Genomic DNA, 24,715 nt, shown 5'->3' with positions numbered 1-24,715 from the left:
GCAGCCTGCACACCGCGTATCCGAACACGCAGCATGGCAAATTAGACTCGGTTCAAGTTTAGCAGGGGCTTCAGGTTCCTTCCAGCGGAGCAGTTCCTGACTGCGGGACAGCCCTTCGCTTCCCCGTTCACCTGACGCCCCGCTTTCCGGTTCATAAATCGCCCGTAAAACTCATGAGGGGAAACGCTCATCCTGGTGAGTCAGGCTACAAACGACATGAAGAAGCTTCTTGCCCTGACCCTCAGCGCGGGCCTCGCCACGGCGGGCGCGCAAACCTACTCCAGCACTGGCATGAACGGCGTCGAGCTGGGCCTGACCGGCGGCTATGCGGGCGGCCTGAGCGGCGAGGTGTTCGTCCACGCCCCCAACGTTGCCGGGCCTATCGGCGTGAAGGCGGGCGTCAGCTTTACCCGCCCCAGTGACGCGATCAACGACAACGCGCCCATCGACCCGACCGGAACCCTCTTCCCCCCCACCTTCACCTATGGGCAGGCCAAACAGCAGGGCCTGGTGACCGAGTCGGGCAGCCGCGTGGTCGCCAGCCTCGACGGTACCTACAGCCTGGGTGAAGTGTCCCCAGGCCTGGGCACCACCCTGTATGCCGGTGGCCGCTACGGTCTGTTCCGCAGCACCGCCGACTTCGGTTCAAGCGGCAGCCAGACCTTCTCCAGCAGCGCCTTCGGTGTCGGCGCGGGCGTGATGGTCAGCTACGGCCTGACCGGCAACCTCAGCCTGGTGGGCGACCTGGGCATCGATCAGTTCTTCGGCTCCTCGATCACCGTCACCAGCAGCAACGGCAACAGCGATACCTTCACGCCCGGCGACGCTGGCTACAACAACGTCAGCAACGCCTTTGTCCGCCCCGGCACGGTCTTCAAGGCCCGCATCGGGATCAAGACCGGCTTCTGAGCGAGCGGCTCGGCCCCGCCCTCACCCCTCACCGGTGGGGGCCTTTTCCTGCCCGTCCCGCCGGGCCTCCAGCAGCGCCTGAAGCTGCGTGAAGGCGGCCACCACACGCGGAAACCCCAGGTATGGCACGCACAGCAAAAGCACCTCACGCACCTCCTGCTCGCTGGCACCGGCACGCAGGGCGCCGCGCAGATGGGTGCGGAGTTCGGCCGGGCTGCCCAGCGAAACCAGCAAGGCCGAGGCGACCAGTTCCTTGGTCTTCAGGTCCAGCCCGGGCCGCTCGTACACGGTGTCGTAGGCGAAGTCGCGCACGTACCGCATCAGGTCGGGGTCCAGCGCCGCCAGGCGGCCGAGGATACGCTCCTCCTGCGCGCCGAAAATATGGCGGCGGGCTACCCCTGTTCCCTCATCCTTGCCGTCGGTCATGCGGGGAGCGTAGCAGGCCCGCCCCCACAGAGAGGGCGGGCCTGGACGCGGGGGATTATTTCTTGAGCGCCTTGACGACGGCGGCGGTGAGGTCGGTCGCCGCGTTGTTGGCGTAGACCACCAGATTGGACTGGGCGGCCACGCGGCGGTCCATCACCACGCTGTAGCCGTTGCTCTTGGCCACGCTCGCCACCGCCGAGTTGATCCTGGAGGCGAGCGGCTTGAACTCGCCCTCCAGGCGCTTCTGGGCGTCCCGCTGGGCGCTCACGAAGCTCTGCTGCGCTTTCTGGAGGGCCTGCCGGTCTGCGGCGCTGCGCGTGCTGGCCGCTTTGGCCGCGAGGTTCTGGAGGTTCGTCTGCTTGGCTTTCAGGTCCGCGTCCAGCTTCTTGGTCAGGTTCAGGTAGGTGCTGCTCCCGGGCAGGGCCGCGACGGCCTGCTGCACGTCCACGAAGCCCACGCGGCTCCCCCGCTGCTGGGCGTGCGGCACAGTGGCGAGCAGCGCGAGCGGCAGGATCAGGAAGGCGTTTCTCATGGGTTCTCCTCTCTTCCGGCCGGGCGGCCGGGCAAGGCAAAGCCCCCGCAACCGCGCGGGGGCCGGGCTGGGGGCGGCGCTCTGGGCCAGCTTGACCCGGCAAACCCCGCTCCACTCGGTCAGGAAGGCCGGGAGGTCAGGGCTTGAGGGCCTTGAGGGCCGCGTCGGTCAGTTCGGTGCTGTTGTCGGCGTAGACCACCAGCCCGCTGCTGGCCGCCACGTTGCGGTCCATCACGATGCCGTAGCCGTTGGCCTTGGCGGCGCTGCTCACGGCGGCGTCCACGGCTTTCTCGACGGCGTCGACCTTGGGCTTCATCTGGTCGTCGTAAGCCTTGGCCTTGGCCTGGATAGTCTTGACCAGGGCGTCACGGTTCTGCTTCTCGGCGGCGGTGGCCGAAGCGCCCTTGGCGTCGATGGCCTTGATCTGCTGGTCGAGCGCGCCCAGTTCGGTGTTCGCCTTGTCCTGAATGGCCTTGATGTCCTTGTCGTTGGGGTGGGCAGACAGCAGCTTCTGCACGTCCACGAAGCCGATCTTCTGGGGAGCGGTCTGCGCGTGGGGCGTTACGGCCCCCAGGCCGAACGCTGCCACGAGGGCGAGGGGGGCGAGCGCCTTAGCGTTCATCTTCATGCCGGGCAAACTAGCACGGCCTTTTCTGAGCCGAATGAATCCTTTCACAGTTTGCTCAGATCGGGCATCAGGGCAGGGTCAGTTCGGCAGAGGGGCAAGGGTCGCGGAGGCGGAGTAAGCTGAGAGCCATGCTCGTCAGCGACTGGATGACCCCTGACCCGATCACGGTCACGCCCGACACCCCCGTCATGGACGCCCTCAAGATCCTCAAGGAGCGCGGGTTCCGCCGCCTGCCGGTGATGGAGGGCGACCGGCTGGTGGGCATCACCACCCGCAAGGACCTCAAGGACGCCATGCCCAGCAAGGCCACCACCCTCAGCGTGTGGGAACTGAACTATCTGCTCAGCAAGCTGACCGTGAGCGAGATGGTGGCCCGCCCCGTGATCACCGCCCATGAGGACGAGTACATGGAGGACGCCGCCCTGCGGATGCAGGAACACGGCGTGGGCGGCCTGCCGGTGCTGAACGAGGAGGGGCGCATGACCGGCATCATCACCATCACCGACGTGCTGCGCGCCTTTATCGACATCATGGGGCTGAAGGAGGGCGGCACCCGCCTCACGCTCGACATGCCCGACCTGCCCGGCAGCCTCGCCCGCGCCACCAACGCCGCGCAGCCCAGCAACATCATCAGCGTCGCCACCTACGGCCACACCGCCAGGGGTGAACAGCCCCGCCGCCGCTTCGTGATGCGCGTGACCGGCGAGGGCGCCCGCGAAGCCCGCGAACGCGCCGAGGCTGCCGGAATAGACGTGCTGGACTGAAGAGGCTCAGGGGCCTTCTCACTCCGTTGAAAAAACCCGCTGAGAACGGGTTTTTTCTCCCTCTCCCCTTGCGGGTGACTCGTAGAGCCGCGCAGCGGAGGGTTGGGGGGAGGGGTGGCAGCCCCAGGCTGCCCTTACCGCGTCGCCTGAAAATGGGGTTTGGCCTTCCCCCTGGCCTCGGACGCCCGGCCCGTTCACCCCCACCCAGCCTCCCCCCTCAAGGGGGAGGAGCTTTTTTATCGTCCTGAACGCCTTTTCCCCTTGATGGCAGACCTCAGTGCGTCCCCCACGGCTTCGCGGAGGCCGCCGGTCAAAGAACGGAGGGTTCTCCCGACCGCTTCAGACGCTGAGCTGCACGATCAGGCGTTCGAGGGTGGCGGCGGGATCAAGGCCGCGCTTCATGGCGAGGTCGGCGTCGAGGATGCGGGCCAGGTGCGCGCGAATCTTGCCCTCGCTCAGACGGCGGGCGACCTCCAGCGCCTTCCTGGCGGGATAGGGCTTCACGCCGAGGCGCTGGGCGGCGGCCGCCTCGGTCACGCGCCCGCCTTCCTGAAGCAGGGCGACGCAGCGGGCCACCAGGCTGTACTGCCACACGACCGCCCCCAGCAACTTGAAGGGGTCCTCGCCACTCTCCAGCAGGCGGCGCAGTTGCGTGACGGCCTCGCCGGGATGCCCGCCGGTCGCCGCCCCCAGCATGGCGAAGGAATCGCCGGGCGGCTCGCGGCCCACCACCCGCCGGACCAGCTCGGCCGTCAGGGGTGGATCGAGCAGGGCGAGTTTGTTCAGTTCGCCCGCGATGCCGGTCAGGTCGGGGCCGAACACCTCCGCGAGATAGAGCGCGGCGTCCCGGTCGAGTTTCAAGCCGGTCTTTCTGGCCCGCTGCGCCACCCATCCGGCCACGTCACCCGTCTTCTGCGGGGCGGGCGAGGGCTGATGCTCCCCGCGCGTCTCGTACAGCTTGATGCGGGTGGCGGGGGGCGTCTCGTCCAGCACGGCGACGGTCACGGGCGCGGCGGCGAGCAGCTCCAGCAGGGCTTTGTCAGGCTTGACCCCGGCGAAATCCACGATCACGCCGCCATCCCCGAAGAGGCTCGGCGTCAGCAGCGGGCCGATGCTCTCGGCGCTGACCTCCTCGCCCGCCAGCCGGGGCAGGTCGCGCACGCTCAGGCCGCGCGCCGCGAGGGTGTCGCGCAGCGTCTCCTCGGCCAGAAAACGGTTGCCGCTGAACGCGATCAGGGGCAAGCGGCCTCCAGCCCCAGCGCCCGCGCGGCGCCGCGGAGGGCGGCCCGCATCTCGGCGGCCGAGCCGGGACGCTCCGCCGGGTCGCGGCTGAGGGCCGCTTGCAGGACGGGGTGCAACTCGGGGGGACCGGGCAGCGGGGCGCAGTCGTCGCAGAGGCCCACCAGCCAGCCCAGGGCGTCCTCGTAGGGGGGGTGCCCGGCCAGGCAGTCGAACAGCAGCACGCCGACCGAGTACAGGTCACTGCGGGGGTCGCCCCGCACGCCCTGGAACTGCTCGGGGGCCATGAAGTGCGGCGTGCCCATGCGCGTGCCGCCGTGGATGTCGTGGGGCAGCGCCTGCGAGTGGCTCATGCCGAAGTCCACCAGGCGCACGCACTCGCCGCGCAAGCTGCCGCCCGCGAGCAGCACGTTCTCCGGCTTCAGGTCGTGGTGGGTGACGCCCCGGGCGTGCAGGTGGGTGACCGCACCCAGCACGCCGCAGGTCACGCCCAGCGCCTCGGCGGGGGACAGGGGACCGTGCTCCACCCGCTCGCGCAGCGTGGGGCCGGGCACGAACGGAAAGATGAGCTGCGCCCGCGTCTGCGCCAGCAGCGGCACCACCAGCGGATGGTCCAGCCCGGCCGCGATCTGCCCCTCGTGCTCGAAGCGCAGGGCGGCCTGGGGGTCGTCGGTCAGCAGGGTCTTGACGAACACCTCGCGCCCCCGCCACTCGCCCACCTCGCTCTGTATGCCGCCGCGGACAGCCAGCACACGCGGAGGCTCCAGGGACCGGGCCTCCGTCAGTTGCGAGTCAGGAACTTGTTGCACGCAGTCCATATTAAACACGAACTCCAAACAACGGCGTCACAGGGACCGGGGCAACCCCGGGCCAGCGGGAAAAGAACAGGGGGGACGGCGCCCGAACCTGACCGGGCAGACGGTCATCCAGACAGAATGGGACGCCCCTAGTCCCCCCAGGCAGAAGGTGTACCTGGGAAGAACGGGGCGCCGGGTCCACCGCGTTCAGTCCACCCGGACGCTGTTCACCAGGTTGCGGATGACGGCCTCGTTGCGGCTGTAGTCCTTCTGGTTGCCCGCGATGGTGATGACCAGAATGCGGCCCTCGGCGCTGGTCATCAGCAGTTCGCGGCGCAGGTCGTCCCCCTGCCCCGGCGTGGTGAACACGAACTGGGCCCAGGGCGTCCCGCCGATCTGGAGCACGCTGGCTTTGAGGGTCTTCACGTTCGGAATCTGGGCGCGGATCACCGCCGGGAACTGCGCCACCAGATCCTGCACCTGGGAGGGCGCCAGCTTGCCCTCGCGCCACTCGAAGGCCACGCTGACCTTGCGGTCCTCGGTCAGAAACACGGCGTCGGGGCGGCCCGCCGAGGAGGGAAAGGCCTTGGCGATCCCCGCGTCGTTCAGCGTCAGCAGCCGGGCATTCGGTTCCAGGGTGACGGGAATCGTCGGGAGCTTGACGGGCGCGGCCAGAGCGGCACCGGACAGCACGGCGGCCGCCGTCAGGGAGAACAGCACATTCTTCATTGCTCTCACCCTACCCGCCCGCCCCCATCTCTCCCATGAAGGCCGCGTGAGGAACGTGCAGAACACGTCAAATGTGCATCAGGTTGAGGGGGCGTCGCCGGAGGCGGACGCAGCGGGTTCTGGCGCTGGCCGGTGTGATCCAGGGACCTGCTTCCGGGGACAAGCGCCTGGGGACCTCGCCCGCTAGCATACGCGCATGACGGATTCGGGTCTGACCTTTCCCCAGGGCTTCACGGCGGCGGCGATGGCGGCGGGCATCAAGCCCAGCGGCAAGACGGATTTGAGCTGCGTGGTGAGCGACGCGGCCTGTGCCTGGGCCTTTGTCGGCACCCGCAGCAGCGCGGCGGCGGCCTGCGTGACGCGCAACCGCGAGGTCTACGGCCAGGCTGGGCCGGTGCGCGCCCTGGTCGTGAACGCCGGAAACGCGAACGCCGCGACCGGGGCGCAGGGGGCACGCGACAACGCGGACATCGCGGACGCCCTGGGCAGCGTGCTGAACGTGGAGCCGGACGCCGTGCTGACGGCCAGCACCGGCATCATCGGGCACCTCCTGCCGATGGACCGGGTGCTGAGCGGCGTGGAGCATCTGCCGGACGAGCTGGGCCGTGACGCGGCGCCCTTCGCGGCGGCGATCATGACCACCGACACGCACCCCAAGACCGCCCAGGCAACGCTGAGCACGGGCGCGCGCATCGTGGGCACCGCCAAGGGCAGCGGCATGATTCACCCGGACATGGCGACCATGTTCGCCTTCGCCTTCAGCGACGCGCGGGTGGACCAGGCGGCGCTGCGGGCGGCGTTCCCGGCCATCGTGAACCGGACTTTCAACGCGGTCACGGTGGACGGCGACACCAGCACGAACGACATGGCGCTGGTGCTGGCGAACGGGCACGCGGGCGACGTGGACCCGGCCGAGTTCCTGACGGCGCTGGAAGGCGTGATGCGCGACCTGGCGCGGCAGATCGCCGCCGACGGCGAGGGCGCGACCAAGCTGCTGACCGTCCGCGTCTCGGGTGCCCGCAGCGAGGCCGAGGCGCTGACCGCCGCGCGCACCTGCTGCGTCTCGCCGCTGCTCAAGAGCGCCGTCCACGGCAACGATCCCAACTGGGGCCGCGTGATCATGGCGGTGGGCCGCAGCGGCGCGGCAGTGGACGTGGAGCGGATGACCGTCCAGGTGCAGGGCACCCCGGTCTTCGCCGGACGCCCCCTCCCCTACGACGCGGCGCAGGTCAGCGCGAGTATGCAGGCCCCGGAGGTCGTGTTCGAGGTGGGGCTGGGAGTGGGCGACGCGGCGGGCGAAGCCTGGGGCTGCGACCTGAGCGCGGAGTATGTGAGCATCAACGCGGATTACACGACCTGAAGCCGGGCTTGAGCGTTTCCTGAACGCGCCCGGAAGGCCCAGGGGGTACGGTGAGGCATGAGTGACCTTCCCGCGCCCCTGCGGGCCTCGGCCCTGGCCCGGCCCATCGACTTCTCGTACCCCTCCAACCGGTTCGCGGTGGCGGGTGCCGCGGTAAGCGTCCTGGCGGCCAGGCTGTCCGGGCGAACCTGGCAGGCGGCCCTGGACGTGGGGGCGGCGGGCTTCCTGGCGTGGGCAACGGCCCGCGAACTCGACCCCGATCACCCCGACACGGCAAACGGGGCGCTGCCGGTGGCCGCCCTCGCGGCGCTGGTCGGTGGCGTGCCCCAGCCGCTCGCGGGCCTCGGCGTGCTGAGCGGCTTGCGGACGCTGGCGGGAACGGTGGGGAATGCGCCGACGCCGCCTGACGTGGCCGCCCTCGCCGGACAGGCCGCACTGTCGGGAAGGTTGGGCGAGCGGGTGGCGGCGCTGGTGCCGGGTGCGGCCCTGGCCCTCTCGACGCTTCCCGAAGACACCCTTCAGGCGCCCGGCTGGGCACCCTGGCTCACCAGTGCGGCGGGCCTGTGGCCCAGCGGGCAAGCCGGGCGGGGCCGCAGCGTGCTGACAGACCTGCTGGCCCTCGCCGCGCTGGGTCTGACCGGAGCTTTGACCCCGCCGGAAGCGGTGCGAAGCCGCCGCGACGGGGCACCCCTCCCGGTATCCGCCGAGCGCGTGCGGCTGGCCCGGCTCCTCGCTGTCGGGACTCTGGGCGCAGGTCTGCTGGCCCGGCAAACCCGCTCGCTGGCCCCCCTGGCGGCGGCAACGCTGACCGTGGGGATGCGGCGGGTGGGGCAGGCGTAGAGCATTCGACAGAAAGACCCCTCACCCACCCCCCCGCAAGCGGCTGTCCCAGTCTCCCCAGGGAGCGGGCTTTTCTGACCCCTCTACCAAGGGGAAAGGGGCCTCGCGCAGCGAGGGGGTGAGGGGCTTTCGAGCAGGCCGCGCATCTTTCTGACAACTGCTCCAGCACCACGGAGAGAGGCGGCCAACCCTGACCGCCCCTTCCCCACTGCCTTTGTTACCTGCTTGTTACTTGCTGGCCGGAGGCGTCACCGCTGCCTTGTTCGTCTGGATGTTCAGGCGCGCGATCTGGGCGTCCAGATACTTCTGGGCGGCGTCGCGGGCGAGCTGTTCGCGGATCAGGGGCGCGACCTCGGCGAGGGAGGCCAGGCCCGCCGGGGTGCGCTTGGTGACGACCAGCACGTGCCAGCCGTACTCGGTCTGCACGAGCTGCGGCTGGTTCAGCGGGGCACTGAAGGCCACCTTGTCAAAGGCCGCCACCGTCTCGCCGGACGAGACGCAGCCCAGGTCGCCCCCCTCGGCGGCGCTGCCGGGGTCCTGGCTTTTGGTCTTGGCGAGTTGGGCGAAGTCCGCGCCGCCCTGCAAGTCACGCAGCACCGCCTGGCCCTCGGCCTGCGTCTTGACCAGGATGTGCTTCACGCAGGCCTCGGCGGGCCGGTTGAAGGCCGCGCGGTTGAGGTTGTAGAAGCTGGCGACCACCGCGTCCCCGAAGGTCAGGCGTGACTTGATGCTGTCGAGGTAGGCCTGCACCACGGCCTGCCGTTCGAGGTCGGCCCGCAGCTCCGCCTCGTTCTCGTAGCCGGTCGCCTGGAGGGCCTGGGCGAACTCGGCATCGGTGGCAAAGCCCTTGCGGGCCTCGGCCACCTGCGCGTCGATCTGGGCGGGCGTGACCTGGGTGTTGCGGCGGGCAAGCTGATACACGGCGCGGTCCCGGGCGAACTGGGTCAGGTAATCGGGCCGGGCCTCAACGAACTCGGCCAGCATGTCGGGCGTGTACGGCACCCCCTGCGCGTTCAGCACCCGCGCGACCGCGATGCGGAAGGCCCGGTCGAAATCCGCGAGCGTATACGTTTCGTTCCCGACCTGCGCCACCACCGTCTGCGCGTTCGCCGCAGCCGGGGCCGGAGTGGCCGCCGGAGCTGCCGTGGGCGCCGGTGTGGTGGGTGCGGGAGTCTGGGCGGGGGCGGTGGGCGCAGGCGTCGGCGGGGTGGTCGGGGCAGTCTGCGCGAGGGCCGCGCCGCCCAGCAGCAACGCGAGGGTCAGGAGGCTTTGTTTCATCTTCCTACTGTACTGCCCGGAGAGGAGCGCCGTGGGGGGCTGTGGGCGGGCCGACAAAGCCGCGCCCGGTTTCCCGTGCGGCAAAGCAGGAAGGAGCAGATCGTCCGTGCTCATGGCTCAGGTCGGGGCAGGCTGGAAGGTCGTGCGGACCCCCTCCCCCGCTCTCCGGTGATCCTCTCCTCCCCCTGCTACAATCCGCCCCGATGCGCCTGACCCTCGTGGAAACCACCGACCCCCGCGTGTACGACGACGCGGTGCGTTCGCTTCCCATCACCAGTGCCCTGCAAGGCTGGGGCTACGGCGAGGCGAGGCGCGTGCTGGGGCAGACGCCCGTGCGGTACCTGATTCAGCAGCAGGGGCGGACGGTGGGGGCGCTGCAACTGCTCCGCAAGCGGCTGGTGCCGGGCTTTTCCACCCTGTACGCCCCGCGCGGCCCCGCGCTGGAATCGCTCGACCTGCTCCCGGCAGTGGCGGAGGCCGCCCGGCAGATCGCGCGGCCCGGCGACGCCCTCCTGAAAATCGAGCCGCCCTCCCCCATTCCCGCCGACGACAGCGTGCCCGTCCCCGAGACGTTCGGCCCCTTCCGCCGCGCCGAGAGCGAGCAACCCGAACACACCATCCTGGCGGACCTGACGCGCTCCGAGGATGACCTTTTCGCGGGCCTGCACTCGATGGCCCGCCGCAACGTGCGGACCGCGCAGAAGATGGGCGTGGTGGCCGGGCGCGACGACGATTTCGAGGCGTTCTGGGAGATTTTTACCGCGACGAACGAGCGGGCCAAGCTGGGCGCCTTCCCCCGCGCCTACTACGAGACGATGCTGCGTGAGGGGAACGCGCACGGCGGCGAGGCGTATATCGTCCTCTCGCGGCATGAGGGGAAGGCGCTGGCCGGGGGCTTTTTCCTGGCGATGGGCACCGGCACGTATTACCTGTTCGGCGGCAGCGTCCGCGACGACCGCACGCAGCCCGACGGCACGCCCTACAAGGACGTGAAGGCCCCCGACGCCTTCTACTGGAACGCGATGCTGGACGCCAAGCGGCGCGGCTATACCCTCTTCGACTTCTGGGGCATCCCGCGCAGGCTGGACGAGGACAAGCATTCCTTCGGCGTGTTCAAGATGAAGCTGAAGTTTTCAGAGGAGCGGGTGTGGTATCCCGCCTACGACCTGAACCTGAATGTGGCCGCCCCCGCCATCGTGAAGGCGCTGCGCTGGCGCAAGACGCAGAACAACCTGCGGAAGCGGGGAAGTGCGGAAGACGTGCTGTAACGGGCATCACGGGGCCTCCCGCGTCAGGTCCAGCACCATGATCAGATGCTCCTCCTCCTGCCCGCTCCAGGGTTTCCAGAGCGACGTGCGGCGGGACACCCACTCGCGGAACCCCCGCCTGACGTAGAGGTGGACGGCGGCCACGTTGCGCCGGGTGGTGGAGAGCTGCACACCGGGCACGTGCCGGGAACGCAACTCGGCCAGGAAGGCGTCGAGGAGTGCTCCACCGGCCCCCAGCCCGCGCGCTTCCGGCAGCAGGTTGAGGTGCAGGTGGGCGGGATAACGGCTGGTGGGCGGGGCGGGCAGACCGAACCTTGCGGCCCGCAGCAGGTAGCGCAGCGAGGCGAGCGCCCCTGGCAGGCGGCCCGTCAGCAGGCGCCACAGCAGGCCCGGCACCTGGGCAGCGAGGGCCAGCGCGTAGCGGCGTTGATCCACGCTCCCCAGGATGTACCCGACGACCTGTCCGCCCCGCTCGGCCACGAAGCCCAGGCCCCCTGCACCCGGCGTCAGATACGGCGTGACCCACAACGCCGCGAACAGCGCGCGGGACGGGAAGAACCGCCGGGCGCTCTCCCCGAAAAAGCCGGTGGCGTAGGCGACCTGCGCCAGGGCGCCAGCGTCAGTGCGGCGGACCGGGCGCAGCGTGAGGCTCTCGTCGGCGGGCATGGGGCCAGGGTAGTGCGCGGAGGCCGGGGGGAGGAGCGTTCCACGTCCAGTGACGGGAGCGGCGCCGCGGGGACATGTTAAATTGAACCGAGTCCAGAGGCCCTTTCTTACTGCACGGTTTCTCGCTGCCCGGCGCGGTTCCCGTCCCCTTCAGGAGTCAGACATGATCGATTTCACCCTCACCGACGAGCAGAAGCAGCTCCAGCAACTCGCGCGCGACTTCACGCGCAAGGAGATCATTCCGATTGCCGCCGAGTACGACCAGAAGGAAGAATTGCCCTGGCAGGTGGTCGAAAAAGCCTTCGAGGTCGGCCTGCTGAACATCGCCATTCCCGAACACGCGGGCGGGCTGGGCCTGGGGATGCTCGACGAGTGCATCATCGGGGAAGAACTCGCCTACGGCTGCATGGGCATCTACACGGTCCTGATGGCCTCCGAACTCGGCATCACGCCGATTCTGGTGGGCGGGACCGAGGAGCAGCAGAAACGTTTCCTGACGCCGCTGACCGAGAAACCCTCCCTCGCGGCCTTCGCCCTCAGCGAGCCGAACAACGGCTCCGACGCCGCCGCGATGGGCACGACCGCCGTGCTGGACGGCGACGAGTGGGTGATCAACGGCACCAAGATGTGGATCAGCAACGGCGGCGTGGCCGACATCACCGTCGTCTTTGCCACCACGGATCGCCAGGGTGGGCACCGGGCGACGGTGGCGCTGGTGGTGCCGAAGGACGCGCCGGGCTTCTCGTGGAACAAGATCAAGCACAAGATGGGCCAGCGGGCCAGCCTGACTTCCGAACTGGTGTTCGAGAATGTCCGCGTGCCGAAGGAAAACCAGCTCGGCGGGCTGGGGGACGGCTTCAAGATCGCCATGAAGACGCTCGACAAGACCCGCGTTCCGGTGGCGGCGGGGTCGGTCGGGGTGGCCCGGCGCGCGCTGGAGGAGAGCCTGAAGTACGCCAAGCAGCGTGAGGCGTTCGGCAAGCCGATTGCCGACTTTCAGGCGATCCAGTTCAAGCTGGCGAACATGGCGATGGGCATCGAGACGGGCCGCCTGGTGACCTGGAAGGCTGCCTGGCTGGTGGACCAGGGCCTCCCGCACGGCGTCGAGAGCGCGATTGCCAAGGCCTACTGCTCGGAGATGGCCTTCGACGCGGCGAACGAGGCGATCCAGGTTCACGGCGGCTACGGCTACGTGGGCGAGTACCCGGTCGAGAAGCTGCTGCGCGACGTGAAACTCAACCAGATCTACGAGGGCACCAACGAGATTCAGCGCGTGGTGATCAGCCGCAGCCTGCTGCGATAAACTGTCCTCTCCTGGAAAGGGCTGCGCCTGCGGGTGGCGGCCCTTTCGCTTTTCCCTGTCCAGGCCAGCCCCCACCATCCGGCTTGACTTCCCCCGTCCCCCCCGAGATAGTGTGCCCAACCACAACGTTACCTGAGCCCTTTACTGACTACCGCTCACCACGCCGCCTGGCTTCAGGCTGGACACACCTTTTCAGGAGGAACAGGGATGAAACGAGTTGCTTTGACGGTGATGCTGGGGCTGCTGGCAAGTGCTCACGCGCAGAAGGTGCAGGTACCCGTGCCTATCGGTGTGGCGCTGGCGCAGACGAGCAACACGGCGCTGCTGGGACAGGAGCAGGTGATCGGCGCCAAACTGGCCGAGAAGCACATCAACGCGCACGGTGGCATCAACGGCACGCCCATCAAGCTGGTCTTTCAGGACGCGGCGGGCGACGAGAACAGCGCGATCAACGCCTTCCAGAACCTGATCACTAAGGCGAACGTGGTGGCGATCGTCGGCCCCACGCTCTCGCAGCAGGCCTTTGCCGCCGACCCCATCGCCGAGCGGGCCAAGGTGCCGGTGGTGGGGCCGAGCAACACGGCCAAGGGCATTCCGCAGATCGGGGACTACATCGCGCGCGTCTCGGCCCCGGTGGCGGTGGTGGCCCCCAACGCGATCAAGCAGGCGCTGAAGATCGACCCCAAGATCAAGAAGGTGGCCGTGCTGTACGCGCAGAACGACGCCTTCTCGACCAGCGAGACGGGCACCTTTCAGGACGCGGCCAAGGCGCAGGGGCTGAACGTCGCCACCGTGCAGAAGTTCCAGACGACCGACACCGACTTCACGACGCAGGTGACGGCGGTGCTGAACTCGGGGGCCGACCTGGTGATCATCTCCGGCCTCGCGGCGGACGGCGGCAACCTGGTCAAGCAGCTCCGGCAACTGGGCTACAAGGGCCTGATCGTGGGCGGCAACGGCCTGAACACCTCCAACATCTTCCCGGTCTGCCAGCAGTACTGTGACGGCGTGATCATCGCGCAGGCGTACAGCCCCGCGCAGCCCAGCGCCGCCAACCAGCTCTTCGTGAAGGAATACCGCGCCCAGTACAAGAAGGACCCGCCCCAGTTCGCCGCCCAGGCCTACGCGGGCGTGCAGGTGGTCGCGGACGCGCTGAGGGCGCTGGATCACCAGAAGAAACTGTCCCAGTGGAACCTGGACGACCTGCGCACGGCCCTGAACAAGCAGATTCTGGCCGGGAAGTACAACACGCCGCTGGGCGAGGTGCGCTTCGACAAGGAAGGCGAGGTGCTCCAGAAGGACTTCTACGTGGCGCAGATCAAGATGCAGGACGCCAAGAACGGCTCGTTCGTGTACCTGAAGTAAGCTCTCCGCTTTCAGCCGTCAGCCATCAGCAAGAACCAAGCTGAGAGCTGACGGCTGAAAGCTGAAGGCTCTTGGAGAGAAAGCTATGGAGCTGAGTCAACTGCTGCAAAACGTCCTGAACGGCCTCGCCATCGGGAGCGTCTATGCCATTTTCGCGCTGGGCTACACGCTGGTCTTTTCCATTCTGGGCATCATCAACTTCGCGCATGGGGCCGTGTTCACACTGGGGGCTTACTTCACGTACACCCTGGTCGTGGGGCAGTTCGAGAACAACGGCATTCTGAAGGGGATCAACCTGTTTCCGAACGGCTCGCCCTTCTCGGGGAATCCCTGGTTGTTCGCGCTGGCGACCCTGATCGGGGCGGCGGTCGCCGGGCTGGTGGCCGTGCTGATCGAGCGCCTCGCCTTCCGGCCCATGCGTTCAAGGGGAGCCGATCCCCTGCTGGCACTGGTGAGCAGTCTGGGTGTGGCACTGGTGGTCGTGAACCTGATCCAGCTCCTCGTCGGCGCCGAAATCTACAATTTCCCCTCGGACGCCTACGGGCAGGTGCAACCCGCGCTGAGTTTCCACATCGGGGACCGGGTGGTGATCGTGCGGACGGTGCAGATCATCATCTTCGCGGTCAGCCTGGTGATGCTGGCAATTCTGGGCTACGTGATCGGGCGGACCAAAATCGGCAAGGCGCTGCGAGCGGTCGCGGAGAATCCCGGCACGGCGAGTCTGCTGGGCATCAGCGTGGACCGCTTCATCCTGATCACCTTTTTCCTGTCGGGCTTTCTGGGCGGGCTGGCGGGCACGCTGGTGGGGACGGCCTTCGGCGTGGCGGGGCCTTACTTCGGCGTGACGTACGGGCTGAAGGGGCTGGCGGTGATCGTGCTGGGTGGCCTGGGCAGCATTCCGGGCGCCGTGGTGGGCGGCCTGGTGATCGGGCTGGCGGAAGCGTTTGTGCCCGCCCAGTACAGCGCGTACAAGGACGCGGTCGCCTTCGCGCTGCTGTTCGTGATTCTCCTCGTGCGCCCGCAGGGGCTGCTGGGCCGCGCACAGATTCAGAAGGTGTGACGTGAGCGGAAGAAGATATGGGAAACTCGATCGGTCGCAGGGGCGCTACAAAGGCATCGCCTGTCACTTTGAGGAGGCTCTATGAAGAAGCTGCTTACTCTGGCTACCATCATGCTCCCTTCTGCGCTCGCTGCACCCGTCACCACGGTTCCCGCCGACCTGTTCCACCCTACTCCAGCTAAAGTCGAGGACCTGTGCAAGAAGGCGCAGACAACTGCCGCTGACACCTCTCTGAACGCCCTCACGCGCCGCGTTCAGCAGGTGAATGACGGCGGTACGGCGGACATCATCTTTGATGGCGGTGTCGGAGGCGTGAATGTGCAGCTTCAGGGTGTCGGCGTCAGCGCGTACAACATCTGCGCGGGCCGCACTACGCGCCTGGAGGCAATGCCCAGTACAGCAGACCTGCTGGCTGCCTCACCGGTTCTCGTGTACATCAACGGTAGCGTGCCAGAACTGGCAAATGTCCGAACATGGCGGGCCGTTCTGGTGCTGCTGGGGCCAGACGGAAAGGAACTAGCCCGCCTCACGCCTAGCAGCGCAAGCTTGGGCGAGCCGAACTACTGGAAGGCCAGTTGCAGCGGGGGCCGCTGCGTGTGGCGAGGGGGCAACGTCTATCGGTTTACACCCGCTTCGCCCTTTGACACTGTTCTGCCCGCCGGTTCAAAGCTACGTGTTCTGGCGACGTTCGGGCAGGGGGTTCAGCAGCTTGACCTAGGGGTGAAGTAATGCTGCGCCTCTTCCCTCTTGCCGCTCTCCTCTCCACAGATCTCCAAATGCCTCCAGCTTCAGGCATGGGGACTTGCAAGACTGCGGAGCAGAGTAAAAAGGGACTGCCGTGAGCGAGTTTCTGGCACAGTACGGCTTCCTGATCGTCACGATGGTGCAGGCGGGGCTGCTGGGCCTCAGCCTCTATTTCCCGCTTCAGGCGGGGCAGCTCAGCCTGGCGAGTCCCGGTTTTTACGCGCTCGGCGGCTACGTCGCGGCGATCATGCTGACGAGTCCGGCCTTCAGCAGCTTGCGGGACGCGCTGGGCAACGGCATGTTCCCGCTGACGTGGGTGGCGGCGGCGCTGGCGTCCGGCGTGCTGGGCGTGCTCGTGGGCGTGCCCGCGCTGCGGCTGCGCGGCATCTACCTCGCGCTCGCCACGATTGCCTTCGTGGAGATTCTGCGGGTGGTCAGCCTGAACCTCTCGATCACCGGCGGGGCCATCGGCATTTTTGGGATTCCGCAGGCGTTCGGCTTTCAGGACCGCTGGCAGTACCTCTGGCTGTTCGGGCCGCTGCTGATCCTGACGCTGCTGTTCGCGCGGCAGGTGGAGCGCTCGCGGGTCGGGCGGGCCTTCCGCGCCATCCGCGAGGACGAACTGGCCGCCGACGCGATGGGCGTCCCGCCGACGCGCTACAAGGTGCTGGCCTTTGTGATCGGCGCAGTGCTGGCGGGCATCGTGGGGGCGATGAGCGCGCCCTTCCTGAACACCTGGAACGCCAAGCAGGGCACCTTCGATGCCTCGATTGCGATTCTGGCCTTCGTGCTGATCGGCGGCTCGCGCAACATCTGGGGGCCGGTGGTGGGCGGCGCGCTGCTGACCGCCGTGCCGGAGCTGCTGCGTTTCCTGGCCGACTGGCGGCTGGTCATCAACGGGCTGGTGCTGGTGGTGGCGAGCCTGTACCTGCCGCAGGGCATCGTGGGCGCGTTGGAAGGCGTGCGCCGTCCACCTCCGCCCCGCCGTCCGCCTTCCGTTCCCGTCGTGGTGGAGGCGAAGGGAGGTACCTCTTGACCGCCGTGCTGACCGAACGAGGGACGGTGCTGGAGGCGCGCGGCCTGACCCGGCGCTTCGGCGGCCTGGTGGCCGTGAACGACGTGTCGTTCGACGTGCGCGAGGGCGAAATCTTCGGGCTGATCGGGCCGAACGGAGCGGGCAAGACGACGCTCTTCAACCTGATGACGGGCCTCACGCCGCCCAGCAGCGGAACGCTGACCTACCGGGGTCAGAAGGTGACGGGCCTCGCGCCGCACCGCATCGCCGCGCTGGGCATGAGCCGCACCTTCCAGAACATCCGGCTGTTCCGGGCGCTCTCGGCGCTGGAAAACGTGAAGATCGCGCAGCATGTCCGCACTCACGCGGGGCTGTGGGCGGGCGTCTTCGGCACCGCACGCGAGGAGGAGCGGCGGGTGGAGGAACGCGCCTGGGCACTGCTCGATCTGGTGGGCCTGGCCGACCGGGCCGGGGAGATGGCCGCCAACTTCAGCTACGGCGACCAGCGGCGCCTGGAAATCGCCCGCGCCCTCGCCACCGAGCCGCGCGTGCTGCTGCTCGACGAACCGGCGGCGGGCATGAACACCGCCGAGAAGGGCCAGCTCACGGCCTTTATCCGCGAGGTTCACGACCGCTTCGACCTGACCGTGCTGGTGATCGAGCACCACGTCCCGCTGGTGATGAACCTGTGTGACCGGGTGGCGGTGCTGAACTTCGGGCAATTGATCGCGGTGGGCGACCCGGCCACCGTGCAGCGCGACCCGAAGGTGATCGAGGCGTACCTGGGGGGCGAGTGATGGCACTGCTGGAAGTCGAAAACCTGAGCGTGAACTACGGCGCGATTCAGGCGGTGCGGAACCTGACGCTGAGCGTGCAGGAAGGCGAGATCGTCACGCTGATCGGGGCGAACGGGGCGGGCAAGACGACCACCCTGCGGGCCGTGTCGCGCATGGTTCGCCCGCGCGAGGGCCGCATCCTCTTCGCCGGGCGCGACATCACGCGGGCGACGCCGGATGAGGTGGTGCGGCTGGGCATCGCGCAGAGTCCGGAGGGAAGGCAGGTGCTGGCGCGGCAGAGCGTGCAGGACAACCTGGAACTGGGCGCCTACACTCGCCGGGACGCGGTCGAGGTGCGGGCGGACATGGCCCGGATGTACGAGCGGTTCCCCCGGCTGGGTGAGCGGCGCAACCAGCTCGCGGGCACCCTCTCCGGCGGCGAACAGCAGATGCTCGCCATCGCCCGCGCACTGATGAGCCGCCCCCGGCTGCTGCTGCTGGACGAACCCTCGCTCGGCCTCGCGCCGATCATCGTGCGGGAAATCTTCGACATTATCGGGGAACTGAACCGGAGCGGCACCACCATCCTGCTCGTGGAGCAGAACGCCCGCCTCGCCATGCAGCGCAGCGACCGGACCTACGTGCTGGAGGCCGGACAACTGACCCTGGAGGGCGACAGCGCGCGGCTCGTGAACGACGAGCGGGTGCTGCACGCCTATCTGGGGGGGTAGGCGGGGCAAGAGAAAGGGGTGGTTTCCCACAGGGGGCAGCCCCGCTCTTTTTGGGTGAGGGGAGCCGTGTTTTGACAAGTGCTAACACACGCAAAACAAGCACGCTGGCACCACTCTTTTTCTCCTCCCCCCTTGCGGGGGAGGTGGGGAGGGGGGTGGCGGCCGCCAGGCTGCCCTCCAAGCAGGCCAGGCATTCGGCCATCCATTGGCCTCTCTATGCCAGGCCCGCTCACCCCCTCTGCTTCGCAGCTCTACGAGTCCCGGCCTCCCCCCTCAAGGGGGAGGAGCTTTTTTGTTGCCAAGGATGGTGTCTTCCTTGATAGGCCACCTCCCCCAGCTCCCCGCCGCCCCCTAGCTCCGGGGAATCTCCACGTCGAACAGCGCCCGCACGAACTCGCGGCTGTCGAAGGGTTGCAGGTCGTCGGCCTGCTCGCCCACGCCGATGAACTTGATGGGCACGCCGAGTTCGCGGACGATGGGCACCAGGATGCCGCCCTTGGCCGTGCCGTCGAGCTTGGTGACGATCACGCCGGTCAGGGGCGTGGCCTCGTGGAACTTCTTGGCCTGCGCGAGGCCATTCTGCCCGGTCACGGCGTCCAGCACCAGCCACACCTCGGCGGGTTCGCCGGGGTCGGCCTTGTCCACGACGCGGCGGACCTTTTTCAGCTCCTCCATCAGGTTGTGCTTGGTGTGGAGGCGCCCGGCGGTGTCCACGAACAGCAGGTCGGTGCCGCGGGCGGCGCGGGCCGTCGCGGCGTCGAAGGCGACGGCGGCCGGGTCGCCCCCCTCCGGCCCCTGCACGACGGGCACGCCGAGGCGCTCGCCCCACACGCCCAGTTGCGCGCCCGCCGCCGCACGGAAGGTGTCCCCGGCGGCGAACATCACGGTCTTGCCCCGGCCCATGTAGTACTGGCCGAGCTTGGCGATGGTGGTCGTTTTTCCGACGCCGTTCACGCCGATAACCATCACGACGTGGCCCTGGGGGTCCACCACCGCGCGCCGGGCATCGGGGGTAAAGCCCAGCTTGCGGAACTGCGCGCGGCGCGCATCGGGTTCCAGTTGGAGGGTGAGGGCGTCCATCAGGGCGTCCTGAAGGTTGCGGCGGTCGCTGGCCTTCACGTCCTCCAGGATTTCCTCGGTGGCGGCGCGGCCCACGTCGGCGGCGATCAGGGCGTATTCGAGGTCCTCAATGGTGTCCAGGCGGGTGAACGCCTCGCGCACGTCGGTGCCCAGGTTCCCGGCGGTGTCATTCAGTTGCGTGCGGGTCTTGCTCAGGCCGTCCCGCAGGCGTTGTAGCCAACTCATGCCCCCACCATAGCGCCCGGCGGGGTGGGGGACGGTCAGGCTAATCCCGGTTCGCCTGCGCCCCCCGCAGCAGTTGCAGTTTGAGGGCACTCAGGCGGCCCCGGCTGAGGACGCCCTTCAGCAGCACGCGGCCCGGCCCATCCGCCTGGGCCAGCACCAGCACGGGCACGTCGTCGCCGTAGCGGGCCTTCAGGGCCGGGTCGCGGTCAACGTCCACCGGCTCGTAGCGGTAGTCCAGCGCCCGCAGCCCCACCTCCGCCTGCTCGCAGAGGTGGCAGCCCGCGCGGGTGTAGAGGGTGAGGGTGGGGAGACTGGACACGCTTAGGCCTCCACCGGGAGGGGGCGTGTCAGCAGGGTCATGGCCTGCACGGGCGCGTACATGTCGCGCGAGGCGAGCAGGTCCCCGGCGGCACTGTAGGTCCGCAGCACCTGCCCGCCCTGCCGGACGGCGTAGAGCTGACCCTCGGCGCTGATCTGGAGGAGCCAGGGGGCACCCTCGGGTTCGCCCACCAGCGTCTCCAGGCCAAAGGCCACGCCGGGGGTGCCGTCGGGCTCGATCTTGCGGACCTTGCGGGCCACGCTGTCCACGATGTACACCGCCCCGGAGGGGTCCACGCCCAGGCCGTCGAGATCGCGCAGGGCCTCGCTGCCGCGGTCGAGGCGAAAGGCGTAGCGGCTGAGGTACTCGCCCTGGGCCGTGAACCGCTGCACCTCCCGGTTGCCGCTGTCGAGGACGTAGATCTGTCCGTCGGGGGCCGCCGCGATGGCGCGCGGTTGCCCGAAGCGGCCCAGGCCCTCCCCGCGTCCCCCGAACCGCCTCACAAAGCGGCCCTGGGCGTCGTACACCACGACGTGATGCGCCTCGGCGTCGAGGACGTACACCTGCCCCCGCGAGGCGGCGATCCCGACCGGTTGCAGCAGCTCGCCCTCGGCCAGACCGTAGCGGCCAAAGGCGGTGACCTCGCGCCCGTCCGGGGCCAGCTTGCGGACCAGGGGCCCCGGGCGGCCCTGCCGGAAGTCCAGCAGCGTCAGGTACAGGTGGCCCTCCTCGTCGCCTGCCAGGGCATTCGGCAGGCTGGGCAGACCGCCCTCGGCGGAGGAGAGATCGCGCAGGCCCAGGCGCAGCTTGCCCTGGAGGTCCAGCAGGCGCAGGGCCGCGCGCTTTTCGCCCACGCTCAGGGCCAGCGCGACCGGGTCGGCGAACAGCTCGTCGGTGAGGACCCCGGCATCCAGCCGGGCGATCACCTCGTCGAGGCCAGGCCGGGCGGCCGGGTCCTTTTCGATCATGTGCAGGATCAGGTCGCTGAGGCGGCCGGGCACCTCGATGTTCACCTGCTTGGGCGGCTTGGGGGACTCAAACACCTGCTGGTGGACGACTGCCTCGTAGCTGCCCTTGAAGGCGGTCTGGCCGGTCACCACCTCGTAGGCGAGCAGGCCCAGCGAGTACACGTCACTGCGGGCGTCCACCCGCTGGCCCTTGGCCTGCTCGGGGGCCATGTAGATCGGGGTGCCCACCCGCGCGCCCGTCATGGTGAGCCGGGTCAGCACCCGCCCCACCGCGATCCCGAAGTCCATCAGCTTGACGCCGCCCTCGCGCAGTTGCCCGTCCACGAAAGCCTGTTTCAGGATCATCACGTTCGCGGGCTTGATGTCGCGGTGGACCACGTTCTGCATGTGGATGTGCCGCAGGGCGTCGGCCAGGGCGCGGAGCACCTGCGCGCTCTCGGCAAAGGTCAGGTGGCGGGCTTCCAGCACGGCTTCCAGGCTCGCCCCGTCGAGAAATTCCATCGCGATGTAATGCTCGGGGTCCTCCATCCGGTAGTCGTACACCCGCACGATGTTGGGGTGACTGAAGCGCCGCAGCACCTCCGCCTCGCGGTAGAAGCGTTTGACGAACTTCGAGTCCGCCAGATACTTCTCCTGCGGCACCTTGAGGGCCACGATCCGCCCGTCCAGCTTGCGCCGCGCGCGGTACACGCTGCCCATCCCGCCGACGCCGATGCGGTCGAGCACCTCGTACTCCTGAAAGTGCAGGTCGGGCACGGTTGCCGGGGGGGCAGGCGGCCGGGGGGGGGCGGTCCGCTGCACGCGCACGGGCCGGGCCCGCCGCCCCAGCAGGGCGCCCAGGCCCCCCGCCTGCTGGCTCCCCAGCGCCAGGGCCGCGCTGCCCAGCAGCACCGCGACCACCACCAGTGCCCCCTGCGCCCGGTTGAGGTGGCCTTCCCGCAGGGCCAGCACGGCGAGCAGCGCCGCGAGCGTCAGGGACAGGACCGTCACCAGGCCGCTGAGCGTGCGCTCGCTCGCCCGCACCGACAGCAGCAGACCGACCACGAACAGCGCGGCGAGCAGCAGCACATTCAGCAGCACGCTCAAGGCCTGCCCCCGGTGGCGGGGAGCGGGCAGAAGACGGCGGGGCGAACAGACATTTCTGCCAGTCTACCGGACCCCCCTGTCCGCAGGCTTACAGTCCCGGGGGGCTCCTAGACTTCCTATACCTATACTGGCCCGGTGACCTACTGGGCAGAACTCGTGGAGCTGTACGAGTACCGGGTCGCGGACACGCTGGCGGGCCGCGTGCCGCGGGGAGGACGGCGGGCGTTGACGGACCTGTGGGAAGTGCTGCTGGCCGCACCCCTGGACCCCGCCCTGCAACGCCGCCTGCTCGAAAGCGAACGGCAGTACCGGGCCCACCTCCGGCGCGGCCGCGAGGAAAGCGGCCCCCCTGCCCCCCCCTCCCCCGCGTCCCAGCCCACCCCGCCAGGCTGGACCGCCCCGGTCCTTGGCGACACGCCCGAGGCCCGCGCCTGGGAGGAGCTGCGGCAGCTCGCGTGGTTCGCCGTGCTGCGCGCCAGGCTGCTGCACCTGGGGCAGACCCTCCAGGCCGAACCGGAGCGCCTGTCCCTGCGGGTGCTGTACGCGGTGGTGGAAAATGCCGACCGGGACGCGCGGGGCGTGGCCGAGGAACTGGCGGTGCCCGCGGCCGACGATCCCCTCGCCTCGCTGCGCGACCCGGACGTGGTGCGGGACCTGATGCTCGCCCTGGCCAGCGGCCTCTTCCGCCCGGAGGGGCGCAAGCGCCTGCGCGGGGCGCTCGCCACGCTGCACGAAGTCCCCTTCCCCCGCCACGCGGACGAGGACGTGCTGACCGCGCGCCTCCAGGCCGCCGACCGCGAGCCGCTGGCCCCGGAAGCGCGCGAGGCGCTGAGAGAGGCCCTGCGCGCGGCCTCCCCCCCGGCCCGTGACCCGCGCGAGCGCCCGGCCATCCGGGGGGCCGCCGAGCGGCTTCAGCAGACGCTCGAAGCCCTGCTGGCGGACGCGCCCGCGCCAGTCTCCGGCCTGATGCCCGCCCGCAGCATCCTGTACGCCGCACACCCGGAGGCCACGCTGCCTGCCCCGGACGACGGCGCGGCCGAACTGGTCATTCACCTGGGGGGTGGGCAGGCGGCCCGCTGGCGCGGCCTGGACCTCCGCTGGCACCCGGTGGGGCCGAACTGGCAGGTGCAGGTGGGGGGTCAGGTGGCCTTGCTGCGCCCGGACCGGCCGCCCGCCGAGCGGGTCCTGACGTTGCTCACGGCGCCCTTCCCCCTGCGCCTGGCCCTGAGCGGCGCGTACCTGCTGCTGCACCCGGAAGGGCCCCCCGCCGAACAGCTCGGCCAGCTCGCCACCCACGCCCGCGCGGCGGCGCGGCTGCTCGACCCCGGCGGGCAGCACGCGAACCTGCGCCTCGCGCGGGCGGCGGCCCAGATGTTGCAAGGCGGGCGGGTGGACGCCGCCGTTCTCGGCCCGGCGAGCGCCGAGAAGTACCGGCAGGCGTCCCCCGAGACGCTCCTCACCTTCGCGCGCAAGGGGGTGGGAGCGCTGGTGGCCCGCCTCACCCGCCTGACGCCCCAGGAGGCGGAGGCCGCCCTGCGCGCCAGCGCCGACGCGCTCGGCCTGCCGCCCCAGCGTGCCCGCGCCCTGCATGACGTGCTGCACGCTGCCGCCTTCACGTCCGAGCGGGTGCCCAGCCCGCAGCCGCTCACGCACCTGACGCTGCCGGGGGACGGGACCTTTGCGAGCGTGACCCTGGGGGACGAGCCGGTCACACTCACGGTCGCGGGCCACACCCTGACGCTGCGCGCGGAGCATCCGGGGGTCAGCGTCCTCCTGCCCGGACAGCCCCCCGTCCCCATGCCGGACCTGCTGGTGCTGCCCGTTCCGGGCGCGCGCGTCCTGCTGATCCGGCAGGGAACGTGGCTCGCGGCCGCCGAGGTGCGGGAGACGGGCGACGAGGACGGGGCCGCGCGCTAGCGGAGTTTGCCCAGGCCCTTGCGGATCAGCGCGTCGGCACTCTGGCCGGGATCGGCGGCCAGCAGTTCGGCCACCACGCCGCGCACCTGCGGCTCACGGAAGCCCAGGGCCAGCAGCGCCTCGATGGCGTCGCGGCCCGCCGTGCTGGCGACCGGGGCGGCCTGGCCCGCACTGCCCGGCAAGGCCGCGGCGAGGTGTTCGGGCACCTTGTTCTGGAGTTCGAGCACCAGCCGCTCGGCGGTCTTCTTGCCGACGCCGGATACGCTGGACAGCAGCTTCACGTCGCCGGTCAGGAGGCCCTGCGCCAAGGCGCTCACGGGCAGCGCGGAGAGCAGGCTGAGCGCCAGCTTGGGGCCGACGCCGCTCACCCCGGTCAGCAGGTCGAAAAGGCGCAGGTTGTCCGCGTCGCTGAAGCCGAAGAGAAGCTGGGCATCCTCGCGCACCACGTGGCGGATATTGAGTTCGGCGGGCTGGCCGGGGACCAGCCGCCCCAGCGTGGAGGCGGGGCAGAAAACCTCATACCCCACGCCCCCGGCGACAATCACGGCGCTCGCCTCACGCACCTCGCGCACGGCGCCACTCAGGTAGGCAATCACGCCCCGGATTCTAGAGGCCACGCCCCGGGGGGAAGGGGCGGGCCTCCCGTTTCGCGCCGGGTGTGTCCCCTCCCCCTGACGCGCCCCGTCCCCA

The 24,715-nt window shown here is 69.5% G+C and carries 25 protein-coding genes; 13 read left to right on the top strand and 12 right to left on the bottom strand.

Annotation, left to right across the window (positions count from 1 at the left end; all coding sequences use genetic code 11):
- The first annotated feature begins 216 nt into the window (after positions 1 to 216).
- Entirely contained in the window at positions 217 to 909 is a 693-nt protein-coding gene (locus E5F05_RS11660; RefSeq protein WP_129118801.1) for a hypothetical protein, read from the top strand.
- Between the two features lie 21 nt (positions 910 to 930).
- On the opposite strand, the gene E5F05_RS11655 is transcribed toward E5F05_RS11660, so the two are convergent.
- From E5F05_RS11655 to E5F05_RS11645, 3 genes are all read right to left on the bottom strand, one after another.
- Entirely contained in the window at positions 931 to 1,335 is a 405-nt protein-coding gene (locus E5F05_RS11655) for a carboxymuconolactone decarboxylase family protein (RefSeq protein ID WP_129118800.1), read from the bottom strand.
- Between the two features lie 55 nt (positions 1,336 to 1,390).
- Positions 1,391 to 1,867 (bottom strand): OmpH/Skp family outer membrane protein, encoded by a 477-nt coding sequence (locus tag E5F05_RS11650; protein WP_129118799.1) that lies wholly within the window; start codon positions 1,865 to 1,867, stop codon positions 1,391 to 1,393.
- Positions 1,868 to 2,003: 136 nt separating this feature from the next.
- Positions 2,004 to 2,495 (bottom strand): OmpH/Skp family outer membrane protein, encoded by a 492-nt coding sequence (locus E5F05_RS11645; protein WP_164973447.1) that lies wholly within the window; start codon positions 2,493 to 2,495, stop codon positions 2,004 to 2,006.
- A 128-nt stretch (positions 2,496 to 2,623) separates the two neighbouring features.
- On the opposite strand from E5F05_RS11645, the gene E5F05_RS11640 reads away from it, so the two are divergent.
- The gene (locus E5F05_RS11640; RefSeq protein ID WP_129118797.1) at positions 2,624 to 3,259 is read left to right on the top strand and encodes a CBS domain-containing protein; all 636 of its coding nucleotides are present in this window, start codon (positions 2,624 to 2,626) and stop codon (positions 3,257 to 3,259) included.
- Positions 3,260 to 3,598: 339 nt separating this feature from the next.
- Here the strand turns inward: E5F05_RS11640 and holA are convergent, their stop codons facing one another.
- From holA to E5F05_RS11625, 3 genes are all read right to left on the bottom strand, one after another.
- Positions 3,599 to 4,501, bottom strand: a complete 903-nt coding sequence (holA, locus tag E5F05_RS11635; protein ID WP_129118796.1) for a DNA polymerase III subunit delta — start codon at positions 4,499 to 4,501, stop codon at positions 3,599 to 3,601.
- Positions 4,492 to 5,316, bottom strand: coding sequence for a serine/threonine-protein kinase (locus E5F05_RS11630; protein WP_129118795.1), 825 nt, complete (start codon positions 5,314 to 5,316; stop codon positions 4,492 to 4,494). The genes holA and E5F05_RS11630 overlap by 10 nt, the downstream gene beginning before the upstream one ends.
- 186 nt (positions 5,317 to 5,502) lie before the next feature.
- Positions 5,503 to 6,024 (bottom strand): hypothetical protein, encoded by a 522-nt coding sequence (locus E5F05_RS11625; protein WP_129118794.1) that lies wholly within the window; start codon positions 6,022 to 6,024, stop codon positions 5,503 to 5,505.
- Positions 6,025 to 6,220: 196 nt separating this feature from the next.
- On the opposite strand from E5F05_RS11625, the gene argJ reads away from it, so the two are divergent.
- Positions 6,221 to 7,384, top strand: coding sequence for a bifunctional glutamate N-acetyltransferase/amino-acid acetyltransferase ArgJ (gene argJ, locus E5F05_RS11620; RefSeq protein ID WP_129118793.1), 1,164 nt, complete (start codon positions 6,221 to 6,223; stop codon positions 7,382 to 7,384).
- Positions 7,385 to 7,441: 57 nt separating this feature from the next.
- A complete protein-coding gene (locus E5F05_RS11615) occupies positions 7,442 to 8,224 on the top strand; it encodes a hypothetical protein (protein WP_129118792.1) in 783 nt (260 codons plus the stop codon).
- Between the two features lie 228 nt (positions 8,225 to 8,452).
- On the opposite strand, the gene E5F05_RS11610 is transcribed toward E5F05_RS11615, so the two are convergent.
- Positions 8,453 to 9,502 carry a peptidylprolyl isomerase gene (locus tag E5F05_RS11610; protein WP_129118791.1) on the bottom strand — a complete coding sequence of 350 codons (1,050 nt, stop codon included), beginning with the start codon at positions 9,500 to 9,502 and terminating at the stop codon, positions 8,453 to 8,455.
- 203 nt (positions 9,503 to 9,705) lie between these two features.
- On the opposite strand from E5F05_RS11610, the gene E5F05_RS11605 reads away from it, so the two are divergent.
- A complete protein-coding gene (locus E5F05_RS11605) occupies positions 9,706 to 10,770 on the top strand; it encodes a lipid II:glycine glycyltransferase FemX (RefSeq protein ID WP_129118790.1) in 1,065 nt (354 codons plus the stop codon).
- 6 nt (positions 10,771 to 10,776) lie between these two features.
- Here E5F05_RS11605 and E5F05_RS11600 read toward each other — a convergent pair whose 3' ends face one another.
- Entirely contained in the window at positions 10,777 to 11,436 is a 660-nt protein-coding gene (locus E5F05_RS11600; RefSeq protein ID WP_129118789.1) for a GNAT family N-acetyltransferase, read from the bottom strand.
- Positions 11,437 to 11,599: 163 nt separating this feature from the next.
- Between E5F05_RS11600 and E5F05_RS11595 the strand changes: the two genes are divergently transcribed.
- The 7 genes from E5F05_RS11595 (at position 11,600) to E5F05_RS11565 (ending at position 18,430) form a co-directional block, all read left to right on the top strand.
- Complete coding sequence (locus E5F05_RS11595; RefSeq protein WP_129118788.1) at positions 11,600 to 12,739, top strand: acyl-CoA dehydrogenase family protein; 1,140 nt, start codon at positions 11,600 to 11,602, stop codon at positions 12,737 to 12,739.
- Between the two features lie 207 nt (positions 12,740 to 12,946).
- Positions 12,947 to 14,104 carry an ABC transporter substrate-binding protein gene (locus tag E5F05_RS11590; protein WP_129118787.1) on the top strand — a complete coding sequence of 386 codons (1,158 nt, stop codon included), beginning with the start codon at positions 12,947 to 12,949 and terminating at the stop codon, positions 14,102 to 14,104.
- 85 nt (positions 14,105 to 14,189) lie between these two features.
- Entirely contained in the window at positions 14,190 to 15,164 is a 975-nt protein-coding gene (locus tag E5F05_RS11585) for a branched-chain amino acid ABC transporter permease (protein WP_129118786.1), read from the top strand.
- A gap of 81 nt (positions 15,165 to 15,245) precedes the next feature.
- Positions 15,246 to 15,893 carry a hypothetical protein gene (locus E5F05_RS11580; protein WP_129118785.1) on the top strand — a complete coding sequence of 216 codons (648 nt, stop codon included), beginning with the start codon at positions 15,246 to 15,248 and terminating at the stop codon, positions 15,891 to 15,893.
- 109 nt (positions 15,894 to 16,002) lie between these two features.
- Positions 16,003 to 16,944, top strand: a complete 942-nt coding sequence (locus E5F05_RS11575) for a branched-chain amino acid ABC transporter permease (protein WP_129118784.1) — start codon at positions 16,003 to 16,005, stop codon at positions 16,942 to 16,944.
- A complete protein-coding gene (locus E5F05_RS11570; RefSeq protein WP_129118783.1) occupies positions 16,941 to 17,720 on the top strand; it encodes an ABC transporter ATP-binding protein in 780 nt (259 codons plus the stop codon). Before E5F05_RS11575 ends, E5F05_RS11570 begins: the two co-directional genes overlap by 4 nt.
- Positions 17,720 to 18,430 carry an ABC transporter ATP-binding protein gene (locus E5F05_RS11565; protein WP_129118782.1) on the top strand — a complete coding sequence of 237 codons (711 nt, stop codon included), beginning with the start codon at positions 17,720 to 17,722 and terminating at the stop codon, positions 18,428 to 18,430. The genes E5F05_RS11570 and E5F05_RS11565 overlap by 1 nt, the downstream gene beginning before the upstream one ends.
- Positions 18,431 to 18,781: 351 nt before the next feature.
- Here E5F05_RS11565 and ftsY read toward each other — a convergent pair whose 3' ends face one another.
- The 3 genes from ftsY to E5F05_RS11550 are packed head-to-tail and all read right to left on the bottom strand — an operon-like array spanning position 18,782 to position 22,102.
- Positions 18,782 to 19,735: a signal recognition particle-docking protein FtsY gene (gene ftsY / locus E5F05_RS11560; protein ID WP_129118781.1), complete on the bottom strand. Its 954-nt coding sequence runs from the start codon at positions 19,733 to 19,735 to the stop codon at positions 18,782 to 18,784.
- Between the two features lie 40 nt (positions 19,736 to 19,775).
- The gene (locus tag E5F05_RS11555; RefSeq protein ID WP_129118780.1) at positions 19,776 to 20,054 is read right to left on the bottom strand and encodes a glutaredoxin family protein; all 279 of its coding nucleotides are present in this window, start codon (positions 20,052 to 20,054) and stop codon (positions 19,776 to 19,778) included.
- Positions 20,055 to 20,056: 2 nt separating this feature from the next.
- Positions 20,057 to 22,102: a protein kinase domain-containing protein gene (locus E5F05_RS11550; RefSeq protein WP_241687141.1), complete on the bottom strand. Its 2,046-nt coding sequence runs from the start codon at positions 22,100 to 22,102 to the stop codon at positions 20,057 to 20,059.
- Between the two features lie 141 nt (positions 22,103 to 22,243).
- On the opposite strand from E5F05_RS11550, the gene E5F05_RS11545 reads away from it, so the two are divergent.
- On the top strand, positions 22,244 to 24,025 hold the full coding sequence (locus E5F05_RS11545) for a serine/threonine-protein kinase (protein ID WP_129118779.1): 1,782 nt from the start codon (positions 22,244 to 22,246) through the stop codon (positions 24,023 to 24,025).
- Here E5F05_RS11545 and ruvA read toward each other — a convergent pair.
- Positions 24,022 to 24,621 carry a Holliday junction branch migration protein RuvA gene (gene ruvA, locus E5F05_RS11540; RefSeq protein ID WP_129118778.1) on the bottom strand — a complete coding sequence of 200 codons (600 nt, stop codon included), beginning with the start codon at positions 24,619 to 24,621 and terminating at the stop codon, positions 24,022 to 24,024. The two genes, E5F05_RS11545 and ruvA, sit on opposite strands and share 4 nt — an antisense overlap.
- Positions 24,622 to 24,715 lie beyond the last annotated feature (94 nt).

The sequence above is a fragment of the Deinococcus metallilatus genome (assembly GCF_004758605.1).
GTDB lineage: Bacteria > Deinococcota > Deinococci > Deinococcales > Deinococcaceae > Deinococcus > Deinococcus metallilatus.
The sequence above is the reverse complement of the archived record's forward strand: the minus strand, read 5'-3'. Positions and strand labels throughout refer to the sequence as shown.